The organism is Spiroplasma sp. SV19 (genome assembly GCF_030060925.1).
Lineage (GTDB): Bacteria > Bacillota_I > Bacilli_A > Mycoplasmatales > Mycoplasmataceae > Spiroplasma.
This window is the reverse complement of the sequence record NZ_CP045455.1, coordinates 389,822-405,372: the sequence shown is the minus strand read 5'-3', so window position 1 is coordinate 405,372 and position 15,551 is coordinate 389,822. Positions and strand designations below refer to the sequence as shown.

11 protein-coding genes, 7 tRNA genes and 3 rRNA genes are annotated in these 15,551 nt (G+C 35.3%); 18 read left to right on the top strand and 3 right to left on the bottom strand.

The window, feature by feature from the left end:
• Positions 1-67 precede the first annotated feature (67 nt).
• Positions 68-232 (top strand): 30S ribosomal protein S21, encoded by a 165-nt coding sequence (gene rpsU / locus E7Y35_RS01935; protein WP_004028656.1) that lies wholly within the window; start codon positions 68-70, stop codon positions 230-232.
• 26 nt (positions 233-258) lie between these two features.
• On the opposite strand, the gene E7Y35_RS01930 is transcribed toward rpsU, so the two are convergent.
• A complete protein-coding gene (locus E7Y35_RS01930) occupies positions 259-1,224 on the bottom strand; it encodes a GMP reductase (protein ID WP_349306603.1) in 966 nt (321 codons plus the stop codon).
• Positions 1,225-1,407: 183 nt separating this feature from the next.
• Between E7Y35_RS01930 and E7Y35_RS01925 the strand changes: the two genes are divergently transcribed.
• From E7Y35_RS01925 to E7Y35_RS01885, 9 genes are all read left to right on the top strand, one after another.
• A complete protein-coding gene (locus E7Y35_RS01925; protein ID WP_283272661.1) occupies positions 1,408-2,349 on the top strand; it encodes a hypothetical protein in 942 nt (313 codons plus the stop codon).
• 803 nt (positions 2,350-3,152) lie between these two features.
• Positions 3,153-3,228, top strand: a tRNA-Val gene (locus tag E7Y35_RS01920).
• 11 nt (positions 3,229-3,239) lie between these two features.
• Positions 3,240-3,315 (top strand) — tRNA-Thr (locus tag E7Y35_RS01915).
• Positions 3,316-3,320: 5 nt separating this feature from the next.
• Positions 3,321-3,404, top strand: a tRNA-Tyr gene (locus E7Y35_RS01910).
• A gap of 15 nt (positions 3,405-3,419) precedes the next feature.
• Positions 3,420-3,494, top strand: a tRNA-Gln gene (locus E7Y35_RS01905).
• Positions 3,495-3,501: 7 nt separating this feature from the next.
• Positions 3,502-3,577, top strand: a tRNA-Lys gene (locus tag E7Y35_RS01900).
• Positions 3,578-3,593: 16 nt separating this feature from the next.
• Positions 3,594-3,680: transfer RNA gene (locus tag E7Y35_RS01895), tRNA-Leu, on the top strand.
• Positions 3,681-3,757: 77 nt separating this feature from the next.
• Positions 3,758-3,831: transfer RNA gene (locus E7Y35_RS01890), tRNA-Gly, on the top strand.
• Positions 3,832-3,912: 81 nt separating this feature from the next.
• Positions 3,913-4,500 (top strand): DxFTY motif-containing membrane protein, encoded by a 588-nt coding sequence (locus E7Y35_RS01885; RefSeq protein ID WP_283272660.1) that lies wholly within the window; start codon positions 3,913-3,915, stop codon positions 4,498-4,500.
• Here E7Y35_RS01885 and E7Y35_RS01880 read toward each other — a convergent pair.
• On the bottom strand, positions 4,497-5,300 hold the full coding sequence (locus E7Y35_RS01880; protein WP_283272659.1) for a phosphotransferase: 804 nt from the start codon (positions 5,298-5,300) through the stop codon (positions 4,497-4,499). The two genes, E7Y35_RS01885 and E7Y35_RS01880, sit on opposite strands and share 4 nt — an antisense overlap.
• 61 nt (positions 5,301-5,361) lie before the next feature.
• On the opposite strand from E7Y35_RS01880, the gene rdgB reads away from it, so the two are divergent.
• The 7 genes from rdgB (at position 5,362) to rrf (ending at position 13,992) form a co-directional block, all read left to right on the top strand.
• Complete coding sequence (gene rdgB, locus E7Y35_RS01875; protein WP_283272658.1) at positions 5,362-5,952, top strand: RdgB/HAM1 family non-canonical purine NTP pyrophosphatase; 591 nt, start codon at positions 5,362-5,364, stop codon at positions 5,950-5,952.
• Between the two features lie 2 nt (positions 5,953-5,954).
• A complete protein-coding gene (locus E7Y35_RS01870; RefSeq protein ID WP_283272657.1) occupies positions 5,955-6,479 on the top strand; it encodes a tRNA (cytidine(34)-2'-O)-methyltransferase in 525 nt (174 codons plus the stop codon).
• Positions 6,480-6,578: 99 nt separating this feature from the next.
• The gene (locus tag E7Y35_RS01865; protein WP_070406656.1) at positions 6,579-6,902 is read left to right on the top strand and encodes a single-stranded DNA-binding protein; all 324 of its coding nucleotides are present in this window, start codon (positions 6,579-6,581) and stop codon (positions 6,900-6,902) included.
• A 283-nt stretch (positions 6,903-7,185) separates the two neighbouring features.
• Entirely contained in the window at positions 7,186-8,778 is a 1,593-nt protein-coding gene (locus tag E7Y35_RS01860) for a Na+/H+ antiporter NhaC family protein (RefSeq protein ID WP_283272656.1), read from the top strand.
• A 327-nt stretch (positions 8,779-9,105) separates the two neighbouring features.
• Positions 9,106-10,625, top strand: a 16S ribosomal RNA gene (locus tag E7Y35_RS01855).
• A 277-nt stretch (positions 10,626-10,902) separates the two neighbouring features.
• Positions 10,903-13,815, top strand: a 23S ribosomal RNA gene (locus E7Y35_RS01850).
• A gap of 70 nt (positions 13,816-13,885) precedes the next feature.
• Positions 13,886-13,992: ribosomal RNA gene (rrf, locus tag E7Y35_RS01845) — 5S ribosomal RNA — on the top strand.
• Together the 16S, 23S and 5S rRNA genes form the textbook arrangement of a ribosomal RNA operon.
• A gap of 74 nt (positions 13,993-14,066) precedes the next feature.
• Here the strand turns inward: rrf and E7Y35_RS01840 are convergent.
• Entirely contained in the window at positions 14,067-14,876 is an 810-nt protein-coding gene (locus tag E7Y35_RS01840; RefSeq protein ID WP_283272655.1) for a GNAT family N-acetyltransferase, read from the bottom strand.
• Positions 14,877-15,074: 198 nt separating this feature from the next.
• On the opposite strand from E7Y35_RS01840, the gene E7Y35_RS01835 reads away from it, so the two are divergent.
• Entirely contained in the window at positions 15,075-15,548 is a 474-nt protein-coding gene (locus tag E7Y35_RS01835) for a hypothetical protein (RefSeq protein ID WP_283272654.1), read from the top strand.
• The last annotated feature ends 3 nt before the right edge of the window (positions 15,549-15,551 follow it).

Sequence of the window (15,551 nt, the reverse complement as noted above, 5' to 3'; positions counted from 1 at the left end):
TGTTTTGTCTCAAAAAATATGATAATATGATATTGTTAATTTATATAGTTTTAGGAGTTGAAATATTATGGCTACTGTTGTTGTCAAAGCAGGAGAACCGCTAGACAAAGCTTTAAAGCGTTTTAACAAGGTTTCTTCGGTAAAACGAAAAGAAGCCCGTAAGCGAGAGCATTGAATGAGCAAAAAGGAAAAAAGACGCTATAAACAAGAGCAATCTCGTAGTTTTCGTTAAAAAAATCCCAGTTAGGGATTTTTTTCTTAAAAATTACTTTCTTTTAAAATAACATAATCAACTTTTTTAATTGCTTCCAAATCTTTTCCCCCAGCGTAAGAAATTGATGATTGTAAATCTTCGGTCATTTCTCGCAGAGTTTCAAAAATGCTGCCGCGAATTTCAATTAATTCTTTTTTACCTTCAACATAGCGTTTTTCACCTTTATTATATTCACTAGCTGATCCAAAGTATTCTTTATATTTAACACCATCAATTTCAACTTGTTTTCCAGGTGATTCTTGGTGAGCAGCAAATAAACTACCAACCATGCACATTGTCGCTCCCATTCGAATTGATTTAGCAATATCACCATTAACTCGTAAACCACCATCAGCAATAATTGGCTTTGAACTTCCTTTGCTGCATCATTTAACAGCTGATAATTGTCAACCACCATTTCCAAAACCTGTTTTTAGTTTTGTAATACATACTTTTCCTGGTCCAATTCCAACTTTGGTTGCATCAGCACCTCATTGTTCTAAATCACGCACTGCTTTTGGTGTTCCAACATTTCCGGCAATAATAAAGGTTTCTTGCCCTAAATGAGTACGAATATGTTCGATCATTCTTTTAACACTAAAGGCATGGCCATGGGCAATGTCAATGGTAATATAGTCCGGGGCTAGTTGCTCTTTTTTTAATGTTTCAATTAATTCAAAATCACTTGGTTTAACTCCAACAGAAATCGAAGTAATTAAGTTTTTACTTTTCATATGTTTAATAAATTTCACTTGGTCAACGTTAAAACGATGCATAATGTAAAAGTAGTTTTTTTCAGCTAATTTTTCACATAACTCTTCATTAACGACTGTTGCCATATTAGATGGGACAACAGGTAAATTAAAAGTATGTTTTCCTAATTTAACGGTTGTATCACATTCTTTCCGAGAATTAACAACACATAATTCTGGAATTAATTGAATGTCTTCATAATCAAATGCTTTCACTATCTATTTCACCTCACTATTTAAATGTATCATAAAAGCACGGCAAATGTATCATAATATGAGGTAAAAGGAGATAGTTTTATTTTAAAAATGTTTTAAAAAATGTTTTAAAAAACACCTTGTAATAACGTTTAGAAGGGAATATAATTAATAACATAATTCTAGAAAGGAACAGTGATTATACAAATGATGACAAAGAATTTTGGATTTACTCGTTTTTGAATTGTATTGTCAAGTATTGTTGGGATTGTGGGGATGAGTATTGCTGCTGGGACGTATTTTTATTTCCTAGGTCAATATAACAATGGGGTCCTTGTTGGTGACATCAATGCCGCAAATAGTTGATTAATGAATTCATATGCAGATTTAACAAGTTATAAAGTAGTAATTTTACTGGTAGTAATTTTCTCTTTCTTTACAACAATTATCTGTAATATTGGGTTAATCCGTTATGCGATTAGCAGTAATGATGCCGAATTATGTGCTAACAAATGAAGTTTAGCTGTATTATCATTATCACTTGGTGGGTTTTTGGCACCTTTTGCCTTAACATGATTACCAGATACTGATGTTAAAGCAACAAAAAATGCTCGTGTTACAATTGTCCGTTACTTAGGAACTGCGTGATTAGTATCAGCGCTTGTTAGTATTGCTGCTATTATGATTTTTTATAACAAAGCAACAGTAAAAGTTTGAGTAGGCGATTCACAACGAAATTTTGCAATTATGATGGGAGTATTAGCTGCTGTTAGTGTTATAAGCTTAATTTTCGTTCCAGGATTTTATAGTAGCAGAGTTGTTGCTAATATGATGGCAGAAACTTCTTTTGGAAAATGATTACGCTTTGTGTCAACTATTTATACTGTTTTAGTAACAATGATGTTAATAATTCAAATTATCACCGCATTATTAAAACTAATTGAAGCATTTGGCCGTATGTTTCAAAAAGGACAAGATGGTTTATCAGTTTTTGCCAACATCTTAAACTTTACAACAACCTTAATTGGAACAATCTTTATGGTTTACTTAATAACAAAAGTAATTAAAGGATTATGACGTCGTGAAGATGGATATATGATTAATATTCCTCAATATAAAACCGAAGATCGTACGCAACGTCAATATTAATTGAAACTTAAAACAATGGATTTTATTAATTAATAAAATCCATTTTTTAGTTAAAACTGATATTATTTTGCAAGACAAATTCATTCATTTAAAGTTTTTATAGTTTTATTGGTGGAAGAATGTGATTACCAATTGGCAATTTAATAATATTATCTTATATTAACTAATTCTAAAATTAATATTTTTTTGATTATTACAATTTGTTAGAGTTTCACAATTTTAGTAAAAAAGAATGTATTATTAAATACATTCTTTTTCTTTTAGTGCTTCTTTTATTTTTCATCACAAATAGTTTGGTGGTTAGCATTGCAGGTCCCGAAGCATTTGTAATATTTTGGAATTAATTATGTTTTTATTGTAATATTGTTTTAAAAAATATTTTTTTCATTTTATATGAGTTTTAGTTGCCTTTATATTTTAACAAAAGGATGGGCCTTATTTTTGAAGCCTTTATTAATTTTAAAAGTAATAACCACCATATTACATTTTCTACTATTAATTTTTTAGCTTCTTTTAGTAATAAAACAAAAACCTTGTAAGATTAGAAATTGGGATGTTTAAATAAAAACTTTAGAAATAGGTGGCTTTTATTTTATAACTATTTACAGTATAACAATAATTATTATTTAAACTTCAATAATATTCATATATTGCATTTTAAAATTTATCTTGTTATTCCTCTTTAATAGGAGTGTTCTGTGATTTTTTTAAAAAATAATTAATTAATAATTATTTTAATTGACAAAAATTATTGTTTTATATAAAATTATAAAGGTTTTAACACAATCAATGTATTGTGTAATCGGGTGTTAGCTCAGTTGGGAGAGCGCCTGCCTTACAAGCAGGTGGTCAGCGGTTCAAGTCCGTTACACCCGACCATTAATGTTTGTGCTGGCTTAGCTCAACTGGTAGAGCAACTGACTTGTAATCAGTAGGTTGGGAGTTCGATTCTTCTAGCCAGCACCATTCTTGGAGGGGTAGTGAAGTGGCCAAACACATCTGACTGTAACTCAGCTCCTTCGGGTTCGGGGGTTCGAATCCCTCCCCCTCCACCATCTTTATTAAGATATTGGGCTATAGCCAAGCGGTAAGGCAAAGGACTTTGACTCCTTCATGCGCTGGTTCAAATCCAGCTAGCCCAGCCATTTAAGTCTCCTGTTAGCTCAGTTGGTAGAGCATCTGGCTTTTAACCAGTGGGTCAAAGGTTCAAGTCCTTTACAGGAGACCATTTATTAGATATATATGCCCGAGTGGCGGAATAGGTAGACGCAACGGACTTAAAATCCGTCGGTTTTACAACTGTACCGGTTCAAGTCCGGTCTCGGGTACCATTTTAGGTAAAAACAATTGACATCAAATTAAGACAGTGGTATATATATTATTGTGATTAATTATAAAAATTAAAAATGCGGGTGTAGTTTAATGGTAGAACTTCAGCCTTCCAAGCTGACTGTGAGGGTTCGATTCCCTTCACCCGCTCCATTACAAGATAAGTTGTTAGTTTAACAATTTTTTTTATGTTAAAATAGGAATACAAGAATCTTAAGAGGAGTAATTAATAATATGAAAGTAATTAAAAAGAATGACAAAAGGGATGATACTGACAATAATTGAGAACATTTACCACCAGAAGTACAAAATGATTTAGAGTTTCATGCTTCACGGACTGTTTTTTGAAAAAGTTTTTTATTTTTAATTATTGAAGCAGTAGGACCATTTTTGTTGCTATTTTTTTTAACTTCTCCAGATTTAAGTTTTACTCGTCATTATGATGTTGGGGCAGGAATTGGTTTTGGTTTGGCAATGGTTTTAGGGGTTTTTTTATTAACTTGTGGTGGTTTTTGATTAAAATTTCATCAAGCTGATCAGTTTACTTATACAATTACTTTATCTTGAACTTTATATGGCATTTATTTAACTGGTTATTGATGAGGATGAGATAAGATTTTATATCGTTGTTTAGTTTCTCTTCTGTTCTTATTACTTGCTGTTTTTTTTGGAACTTTTATGGCTGTATGAATGCGTAATTTACGTGGTTACTTACAACTGAAAAAAACTAGCGGCAAAAAACTAGATAATAATGATAATGACCAAAGTTTAAAAGAAAATAGTGCGGAACAAGAGTCACCATTACCACCTGTTGATTCCTAATTATTGTTTTGTAAATTAAGAAATTTTAACTTAATAATAGCTAAGAAAATATCGTTGTTTGTTTGTTCATACATGTAGTTTGCTCAAGCAATTCAAGCAATGTTTTGATAATACATTCAGGCATTAACTTTTTGTTGTTGTGTTGATGTTAGGTTAAAAAGACTAAACCAATATGCTTGTTCTGTTTTTGTTGTTAAAGTTTCTGAAGCAAAAGAAGCAATGTCAAACAGTTTATCGTTTTGCATCGCATATTCAAAATCAATTAAATAAAGCTGTTGTTCAAGAAAAACTAAATTTCCCCCGTTTAAGTCATTGTGGCATAAAACAAGGTCAGTTGTTTGTAATTGAGCATAATCAAGGTTTGCTTCATATCGTTGTAAGTCTACTAATGGGTTTTTTACCGCAGTTTTAAAAGTTTCTAAAAATTGTTGTGGTTGAAAAATCTTGATTTGATCATTAGGACTAATCTTAATTTGTCATAACTGTTGAATTGTTTTAGCAATGGTTTTTAGTACTTGTTTTGTTAATTTAATTGTACTAATTGGCTGTAATGTTGGATAGTATGGTGTTACTAAGAAAAAGTGATCATTATCATAGCCATATTCAATAATTGGTAGTGTCAATTTAGTATTTTTAATTTTTTCCAAAACAAGAATTTCATTTTGATGATCAATAAATAAATTGGTAAAAGGATTACTATAACGAATGAAAAGATTATCAACTGTTTGATAATTCTGATTAGTAATCCCTAAATTTAGTTTTGTTTTAATGTTGTATTTCATCATTTGCTTAAGTTCCATTCTGTCTTTTCTTAATTTTATTATACAATATATATAATCAAGAAAAGCGAGGAAGTAGGGAATGAAAGACATTTGGATTGCAACTAGTAATAAAAACAAAGTTCGAGAATTTAACGAGATGTTTCAGAATGTTAATATAACAGTTAAATCATTATTAGATTTAGAAATTCCTATTCCTGAAATTCCAGAAACAGGAACTACGTTTGAAGAGAATGCTTTTTGTAAGGCGGCGTTTTTAAGCCAAATGATTAACAGACCAGTTTTAGCTGATGATTCTGGTTTAGAGATTATTGGTTTAGATCATTTCCCGGGAATTAATACACGTCGCTGGGCCTATCCCATTACTGATAACAAAATTATTAATGATTTATTAATTGAAAAATGTGAATTATTAGAGCGCCGTGATGCGCAAGCTGTTTGTGTATTATGCTATATTGACCCGCTGAAAAAAGTAACAATGTACTTTCGGGGAGTCACAAAAGGGGTTATTACTGATGAACCAGTTGGTGTGAATGCCTTTGGTTATGATCCAATTTTTTTATTACCAGAAATTGGGCGAACTTATGCAGAATTAACTTTAACAGAGAAAAACAATTATTCTCATCGAGCAAAAGCATTTCGTGCTTTTAAGAAATGATGATTAGGAGAGTAAAGATGAAAACAACTAAGAAAATTAACATTGTTTTATTTGAGCCAGAAATAGCTCAAAATGTTGGAGCAATTATGCGAACTTGTGTGGCAATTAATGCAAAGTTACATTTAATTGAACCATTTGGTTTTATCTTTGATGAACGTTTTATTACACGGAGTAGTGCCAATTATATTGAGTATGCTGATTATGAGTTATATAATGATTGAAACCATTTTTTGCAATTAAATCCAAATTTAAAGTTATATTGTGCAACTCGGTATGCAAAACAACCACATAGTGCGATTGATTTTACGAAAGATGAGAATCTTTTTATCTTATTTGGGCGAGAATCAACGGGGATTCCAACCGCAATTTTAAAGGCAAATTTAGCGCGGACTTTTCGCATTCCAATGGCTGAACATGTTCGTAGCTTAAACATTGCTAATACGGTTGGGATTGTTGGTTATGAAATAATGCGGCAGTTAGATTATCCTGGTTTATCAAAAGTTGAAATTCAAAAAGGCGCTGATTTCTTAGAACAAGATTAACAATGCATTTTGTGAATTTTTTTCTTGTTTTTAAAAAAATTTTCTTATAATTTTTTTAGTATTGAGTTATATTGGTGTTTTTAGAAAGGATGATAAAATATGAATCAAGTGATGTTGGTTGGGCAAGTGGAAGGAACTTATGAAATTATTTATGATAAAAAAGAAGCAGAGCGAAAACTAATGAAATTTTTGCTAAAGATTCAACGCCCTTTTAAAAATAAAGATGGTAACTATGATAGTGATTTAGTTAATGTTAAAGTATGAACAAATAATATCGATGATTTAGATATTAGTCTGCGTGATAAAGCAATTATTGCAGTTAAAGGACGGATTCAATCGTTTCGTTCCAATAATTTTGATGAAGAAAATTATTATAACGATATAATTGCGGATCGTGTCACTTATTTAAGTAGTTTTAACTAGAATTACTTGACATTATTAACTTAATACAAATTAGCCATTTTTCGAAAAATGGCTTTTTTATTATTTTTTATAAAATTCAATAAATCTATAATATAATAAATAAAGAACAAATTAGGTAAAGGAGTAGAACAATGATATTTAATAATAATAAAAACCAAGACTTTCATAAATGATTGTTTTCTGCTCGTACCAATAACATGATGATGTGCCGTTAAGATACATAAATTTAATAATGTTAAAAATCAATAATCAATTATTTTAAAAAAGAAAGTAGTTGATTAGTATGCCGAAAAAACAAAAAAAAGTTGAAAAATTATTACAAGAACAACCCTTAACAACAAATTTATTGAACTTAAAAAAAGAGATTTCTTTTCGTGGTTTAGTACCATTGTTATTATTTGTTATTTTATTTATTTTAGTGGGAATTATTCTAGATATCTTTAAGCAAGAAATTTTTTCAAAAAACAATCCAATGGGGTTTTATTTAATATTTGCGCCAATTATTATTTTAATTCCAACGATTATTGGTTTTTTAATTATTAAAGGGAATTTTACAACCAAATTAAATGCTTTTTTAAAAGGAAGTGCTGATCAAAACATTTTAATTATGGTTTTTATTTATTTATTGTCTGGTTCATTTGCCCAATTAATGAATACAATTGGAGCTTCTTCAGCAATTGCTTTTTTAGGGTTTAAGGTCATTCCGCCAGCAATTTTAGTGGGAGGTGTTTTTCTAATTAGTGCAATTATTTCAACAGCAATGGGTACTAGTGTTGGTACAATTGTTGCGTTTGGACCGATTGCTTTTGGAATGGCATCGCAAGCACATTTAAGTTTAGCAATGGTCGCTGGAGCTTTATTATGTGGGGCTATGTTTGGTGATGATTTATCAATTATTTCGGATACCGCAATTGCATCATGTCGTACCCAAGATGTTACTCCACAAAGTCGATTTTTATTTAATTGAAAAATCTTACTTTTTGCCGCAATTATTACTATTATCCTTTTTTTCACAATTACTTATGTTAAAGATGCAAAAGTAACTAGTGAAATATGAATTTGGTGACGAGCATTATTAACAATTTTGCCATTCTTAATAGTATTGGTTATTGCCTTATGTGGTGTTAATGTTTTTATTGTTTTAATTAGCGGTATTGTTGCAGCTATTATTATTGGTTTTAGTTTAAGCCAATTTAATCAGTGAGTAACAGCAACTGGTGATTTAACATCTTCTTATTTGCCAAGCTTAACCCCAGCACATATGTTAAATGGTAATTTAGATCCAAATGGTCACTTATTAAGTGGTTTAGATAAGGTTTTAGTAGCAACAGATGCAATTAAAAATGGGATGTTATCAATGGCTGAAATTGCCTTTTTAGCTCTTTTTACTGGTGGTTTAGCAGGGCTAAGTGAACTATCAGGTGGTTTGGAATGAGCAACAGAGAAAATTAACCAAAGAATTAAGGGAAAAAAAAGTGCTCAATTTGGTATTGCAACTTTAACAAGTGTTGCTGATATTGCTTTAGCAAATAATACCATTGCTATTATTGTTGTTGGACCAATGGTTAAAGAAATTCGTCAAAAATATGATTTAAATAAAAATAAGATTGCGGCTTTTGTTTCAATTTTCCCCGCTGTGTTTCAAGGGTTAATTCCATATGGGGCTCAAATGTTAATTTTAGTTAGTATGGCAAATAACTATGTTGGTGCTAATCAAATGTCAATTTCTTTTCTTGATGTATGAAAATATGCTTGATATTTGTATTTACTATTTTTTTCAGCAATTATTTTTATTAGTTTCAATAGTTTAGAACGTTATTTAACAGCATCATGATGAAAAGGAATAACTAACATTTTTCGGAAAAAACAAGATTAAAATAACTATTTAACAATAGTTATTTTTTATGAAAAAATATTAATATTTTTAATAAAAACGCTTGCAAAAAAATGTGGATTTTATATACTTATAAAGGTGTCAGTTAGTAATACTTATTATTAATGAAGAATGAATATTTTCACACAATATCGCAAAAAATTATTGCAAAAAACATTAAAAGTTATTGACAATAATCACTAATTTTTGTATGATTTGAAAGGTGTTTTGTTGACACAAAAACGATCTTTGAAAACTAAACATAACAACAAAGATAATCATTTAATCAATGAATATCCGTCATTAAAGCTGGGAACAAAAACAAATTTTTTTAATGAGAGTTTGATCCTGGCTCAGGATGAACGCTGGCGGCATGCCTAATACATGCAAGTCGAACGGGGTGCTTGCACCCAGTGGCGAACGGGTGAGTAACACGTATCTAATCTACCCATTAGCGGGGGATAACAGTTGGAAACGACTGCTAATACCGCATACGACATTTTCTGGCATCAGAGAATGTTAAAAGGTCCGTTTGGACCACTAATGGATGAGGGTGCGGCGTATTAGTTAGTTGGTGGGGTAATGGCCTACCAAGACAGTGATACGTAGCCGAACTGAGAGGTTGAACGGCCACATCGGGACTGAGACACGGCCCGAACTCCTACGGGAGGCAGCAGTAGGGAATTTTTCACAATGGGCGAAAGCCTGATGGAGCAATGCCGCGTGACTGAAGACGGTCTTCGGATTGTAAAGGTCTGTTGTAAGGGAAGAACAGTAAGTATAGGAAATGATACTTATTTGACGGTACCTTACCAGAAAGCCACGGCTAACTATGTGCCAGCAGCCGCGGTAATACATAGGTGGCAAGCGTTATCCGGATTTATTGGGCGTAAAGCGTGCGCAGACGGTTTAACAAGTTTGGGGTCAAATCCTGGAGCTTAACTCCAGTTCGCCTTGAAAACTGTTAAGCTAGAGTGTAGGAGAGGTCGATGGAATTCCATGTGTAGCGGTGAAATGCGTAGATATATGGAGGAACACCAGTGGCGAAGGCGGTCGACTGGCCTATCACTGACGTTTAGGCACGAAAGCGTAGGGAGCAAATAGGATTAGATACCCTAGTAGTCTACGCCGTAAACGATGAGTACTAAGTGTCGGACTAAGTTCGGTGCTGCAGCTAACGCATTAAGTACTCCGCCTGAGTAGTATGCTCGCAAGAGTGAAACTCAAAGGAATTGACGGGGACCCGCACAAGCGGTGGAGCATGTGGTTTAATTCGAAGCAACGCGAAGAACCTTACCAAGGCTTGACATCCAGTGCAAAGCTGTAGAAATACAGTGGAGGTTAACATTGAGACAGGTGGTGCATGGTTGTCGTCAGCTCGTGCCGTGAGGTGTTTGGTTAAGTCCAGTAACGAGCGCAACCCTTGCCGTTAGTTACTCCATTAAGTTGAGATACTCTAACGGGACTGCTAGTGTAAGCTAGAGGAAGGTGGGGATGACGTCAAATCATCATGCCCCTTATGTCTTGGGCTACACACGTGCTACAATGGCCGGTACAAACAGTTGCGATCTCGTAAGAGGGAGCTAATCTGAAAAAGCCGGTCTCAGTTCGGATTGAGGGCTGCAACTCGCCCTCATGAAGCCGGAATCGCTAGTAATCGCGAATCAGCAATGTCGCGGTGAATACGTTCTCGGGTCTTGTACACACCGCCCGTCACACCATGAGAGTTGATAATACCAGAAGTCGGTATTCTAACCGCAAGGAGGAAGCCGCCCAAGGTAGGATTGATGATTAGGGTGAAGTCGTAACAAGGTATCCGTACGAGAACGTGCGGATGGATCACCTCCTTTCTATGGAGTTATTACTTTATAGTAATTTAACTAGTTTTAATGACCGTTATGTTTAGTTTTCAGAGATTAGTTTCTCTGACAATAACAAGAAAATGTTATTGCAATTGTTCTTTGAAAACTGGATAATAGACATCTAGTTATTTTAATCAAATGATTAAAATAACAATAATTCAAAATTTCTGTTATTTTTTAAAAATAACTAAAATTTCACAGTTATATTTGTAAATGATTCTCAAAACTGATTTAAAATCAGGTCAAATAATTAAATTAATAAAACTTTGAAGTTACAAAGGGCGTATGGTGAATGCCTTGGGAATAGGAGACGATGAAGGACGTGACTACCTGCGATAAGGTTCGGGGAGCTGGAAGTAAGCTTTGATCCGGACATGTCCGAATGGGGAAACCCGGTGAGATTAATCTCTCATCATCCTATAATGAATAAATAGTTATAGTGAAGGTATACCTAGGGAATTGAAACATCTCAGTACCTAGAGGAAAAGAAAGCGAATGCGATTCTCTTAGTAGCGGCGAGCGAACGGGGAACAGCCCAAACCAGATTTATCTGGGGTTGTAGGACCATATGAGTAGAGTTACAAAACTTGTTTATAGTAGAAATGGTTGGGAAACCATGCCACAGAGGGTGATAGCCCCGTATACGAAATGAACAAGACTCGAAATGGAATCCTGAGTACGGCGAGACACGTGAAATCTTGTCGGAATCAACGCGGACCACCGCGTAAGGCTAAATACTACCTATTCACCGATAGTGAACCAGTACCGTGAGGGAAAGGTGAAAAGCACCCCGGGAGGGGAGTGAAATAGTACCTGAAACCATATGCCTACAAGAAGTCGGAGCCCGTTAATGGGTGACGGCGTGCCTTTTGTAGAATGAGCCGGCGAGTTATGATAGCATGCAAGGTTAAGTAGAAGATACGGAGCCGTAGTGAAAGCGAGCCTTAATAGGGCGTTTAGTATGTTGTCATAGACCCGAAACCAGGTGATCTAGCCATGAGCAGGTTGAAGTTGAGGTAAAACTTAATGGAGGACCGAACCGACGTTCGTTGAAAAGACCGCGGATGACTTGTGGCTAGGGGTGAAATTCCAATCGAACCTGGAGATAGCTGGTTCTCCCCGATATAGCTTTAGGGCTAGCGTCGAGGTTAGCAAGTTGGAGGTAGAGCACTAAATGTATGATGGCCCCACCTAGGGGTACTGAATGCAATTAAACTCCGAATGCCAATATTGTATACTCGGCAGTCAGTACATGGGTGATAAGGTCCATGCACGTAAGGGAAACAGCCCAGATCATCAGCTAAGGTCCCAAAATTTATGCTAAGTGTGTAAGGATGTGAAGTCGCTTAGACAGCTAGGAGGTTGGCTTAGAAGCAGCCACCCTTTAAAGAGTGCGTAACAGCTCACTAGTCGAGTAACTTTGCGCCGAAAATGTACCGGGGCTAAGCATAATACCGAAGCTATGGGTTTTGTATATTTATATACAGGGCGGTAGGGGAGCGTTCTAACAGGGATGAAGGTAGACCGTGAGGACTACTGGACTGGTTAGAAGTGAGAATGCCGGCATGAGTAACGTTTGAGGGTGAGAATCCCTCATGCCGTTTGACCAAGGTTTCCTGGGCAAGGTTCGTCCACCCAGGGTTAGTCAGGACCTAAGGCGAGGCCGAAAGGCGTAGTCGATGGACAACAGGTTGATATTCCTGTACCACCATATAGAGCGATGGAGTGACGGAGAAGGATAGTATATCCCGGTTATTGGATTCCGGGCTAAGCACAAAGAGGGTAAGGTTGGCAAATCCGCCTTGCATAACCTTGAAGTGTGATGGGGAGCGAACGGTTCGCCTAGTAGCGAAGTATATGACTCCATGCTTCCAAGAAAAGCTTCTAGCACTATTTATATGGTGCCTGTACCTAGAACGAACACACGTGGTCAAGGAGAGAATCCTAAGGCAAGCGAGATAACTGTAGCTAAGGAACTCTGCAAAATAACCCCGTAAGTTAGCGAGAAGGGGTGCTCATAGCAATATGAGCCGCAGTGAAGAGGAAGGGGCAACTGTTTAGCAAAAACACAGCTCTCTGCAAAGTCGTAAGACGACGTATAGGGGGTGACGCCTGCCCAGTGCTGGAAGGTTAAGGGGATTAGTTAGCATTAGCGAAGCTTTGAACCGAAGCCCCAGTGAACGGCGGCCGTAACTATAACGGTCCTAAGGTAGCGAAATTCCTTGTCAGGTAAGTTCTGACCCGCACGAAAGGCGTAATGATCCCTTCGCTGTCTCGGCTGCAGACTCGGTGAAATTTTAGTACCTGTGAAGATGCAGGTTACCCGCAACTAGACGGAAAGACCCCATGGAGCTTTACTATAGCTTGATATTGGGTTTTGATATAGCATGTATAGGATAGGTGGGAGACTTTGAAGCAGCAACGCTAGTTGTTGTGGAGTCATCCTTGGAATACCACCCTTGTTATGTCGAAATCCTAACCTAGATCTGTAAGCCAGATCAGAGACAGTGTCAGGTGGGTAGTTTGACTGGGGCGGTCGCCTCCTAAAATGTAACGGAGGCGCCCAAAGGTACCCTCAGTATGGTCGGAAATCATACATAGAGCGCAAAGGTAGAAGGGTGCTTGACTGTGAGACTTACAAGTCGAACAGGAGCGAAAGCTGGGCTTAGTGATCCGGCGGTCCCGTGTGGAAGGGCCGTCGCTCAACGGATAAAAGTTACCCTGGGGATAACAGGCTGATCTCCCCCAAGAGTTCACATCGACGGGGAGGTTTGGCACCTCGATGTCGGCTCATCGCATCCTGGAGCTGAAGTTGGTTCCAAGGGTTGGGCTGTTCGCCCATTAAAGCGGTACGCGAGCTGGGTTCAGAACGTCGTGAGACAGTTTGGTCCCTATCTGTTGTGGGCGTAGGAAATTTGAAGAGATCTGTCCCTAGTACGAGAGGACCGGGATGGACACACCTCTGGTGCTCCAGTTGTCACGCCAGTGGCACAGCTGGGTAGCTATGTGTGGAAATGATAATCGCTGAAGGCATCTAAGCGAGAAGCATACTTTAAGATGAGATTTCCCATCCTTTATGGAGTAAGACCCCTTGAAGACGACAAGGTTGATAGGTTGGGTGTGTAAGCACGGTGACGTGTTCAGCTAACCAATACTAATAGGTCGAGGACTTCAAAAAAGCGAGAGCTTATTTACAAATTTTAGAATGTTTATTATCTAGTTTTGAGGGGATAATTCCACTCAAGTGATCTGGTGCTTATGGCATAGTGGACACACCCGTTCCCATCCCGAACACGGAAGTTAAGCACTATCACGCCGACGATAGCCGCAAGGTGAAAATAGGGCAGTGCCAGGTTAAAAAAGGCTTATTTAAAGCCTTTTTTATTTGTTAAATTGTATTTTTTGTTCAAGAATTAAAAAAATGCATTATTATTTAGGATAATGCATGGTATAAACATTAAAATATAAGTTTTGACTTTCAAACCCAAGTTTTTGATATAAGGGCAGGCCATGGGGAGTGGCAATTAAACCAGCATATTGGTAATTAGCTTGCTTCGCTTTGTTTAACAAATGAATTAACATCTCTTTTGCATAGCCTTGTTTTTGATGAGCACTATGTGTTGCAATATCATCAATGATTGCTAATTCTGGTTCGAAGTATAAGTTGCCAGTTGAAACTGGAATGTTATTTTTTGTTAGAATGGTTAAGTAACTAATTTTTTGATCTTGGTTTAATTCTCAAATTGATTGATATTTTGCTAAGTCAATTAATGATAAATCAAAGGCACTTTTAACAACTTTAACAACATCATGGACAGTAGTTTGGGTTGTTACTTCCTGGAATTGTTCATCTGCCGCTGCTCGATTAGTTGTAATAAACGTTGTTAAATCAATTAACATCCCTAAGGCAGTTTCAAAGTGTTGTAAGCCACATTTTTCAAAGAACAATTTTTCAGTTTGACTATTATCAACTGTGATGGTACATCACGTAAAAGGTGTTTTATCAGCGTGATATTGGTCGATAATTTCGCCGGCTTTGGCAAATTGATCAGCTGTTGTTAAGTGGGAACTAATAACAATATTTAAATTACTTTTTGAATCGCGAGAATCAATATGGTGAAAGAAATTTTTATAATCAGTTTCAATGATTTGTTTTCCTTCATTATGTTTAGGGTCCACCATATAATGGATAAAATTTGTTACTAATTTGTTTAGTTTTTGATCGTTAAAATTTAACATAGTTTGTCTCCTTCTTAATAAGTATAATTTTATCACTTTTTTATTTAACCAAAATCTTTTTTAAAATTTTATTTTGATAAAAAGGGTGATTTTGTTTAATTTTTATGATTTTTTGATATAATGGAAGTAGTCTATGTAAAAATATCAATAAGTATTTCTTATATAGGAACGAAACATAAAAAGATGAGGAGTTTATTTATGGCAGTAAAAAAGAAAGTTGTTGTGCAAGAAGAATTACCAGTAGTTGAATTAATAAATCAAATTATTGAAGAGGGTAAAGATTTAACTACTAAAACCGATGAAAAAGAAGCAAAAGAAAAATTAATCCGTGAAGAATGAATCAAAAAGAATAATGAAGCTTGTGCTGCTGCGGCAAAAAAATGAGAGGAAAAAATTACTTTAGCAAAACAAAAAGAAGTTAAAGCTTCTGCGAAAGTAAAAGATGTTGATAAAATTGAACAAGAACGAATTCTTATATTAGAACAAAAACGCAAAGAAGAAATTGCAAAAAATAATGTGTTATATGAAGAACGTGCCAAAAAACAAGCACGTTTAACAAATATTGCCCGTGTTAAAAGTGCAATGCGTGAACGTAAAATGCTTTTATCAAAAGAATCATGAGAAAAAGAAGCACAAAAGTGGCAAAAATTATTAGATCAAGTTTCACGTTAATTA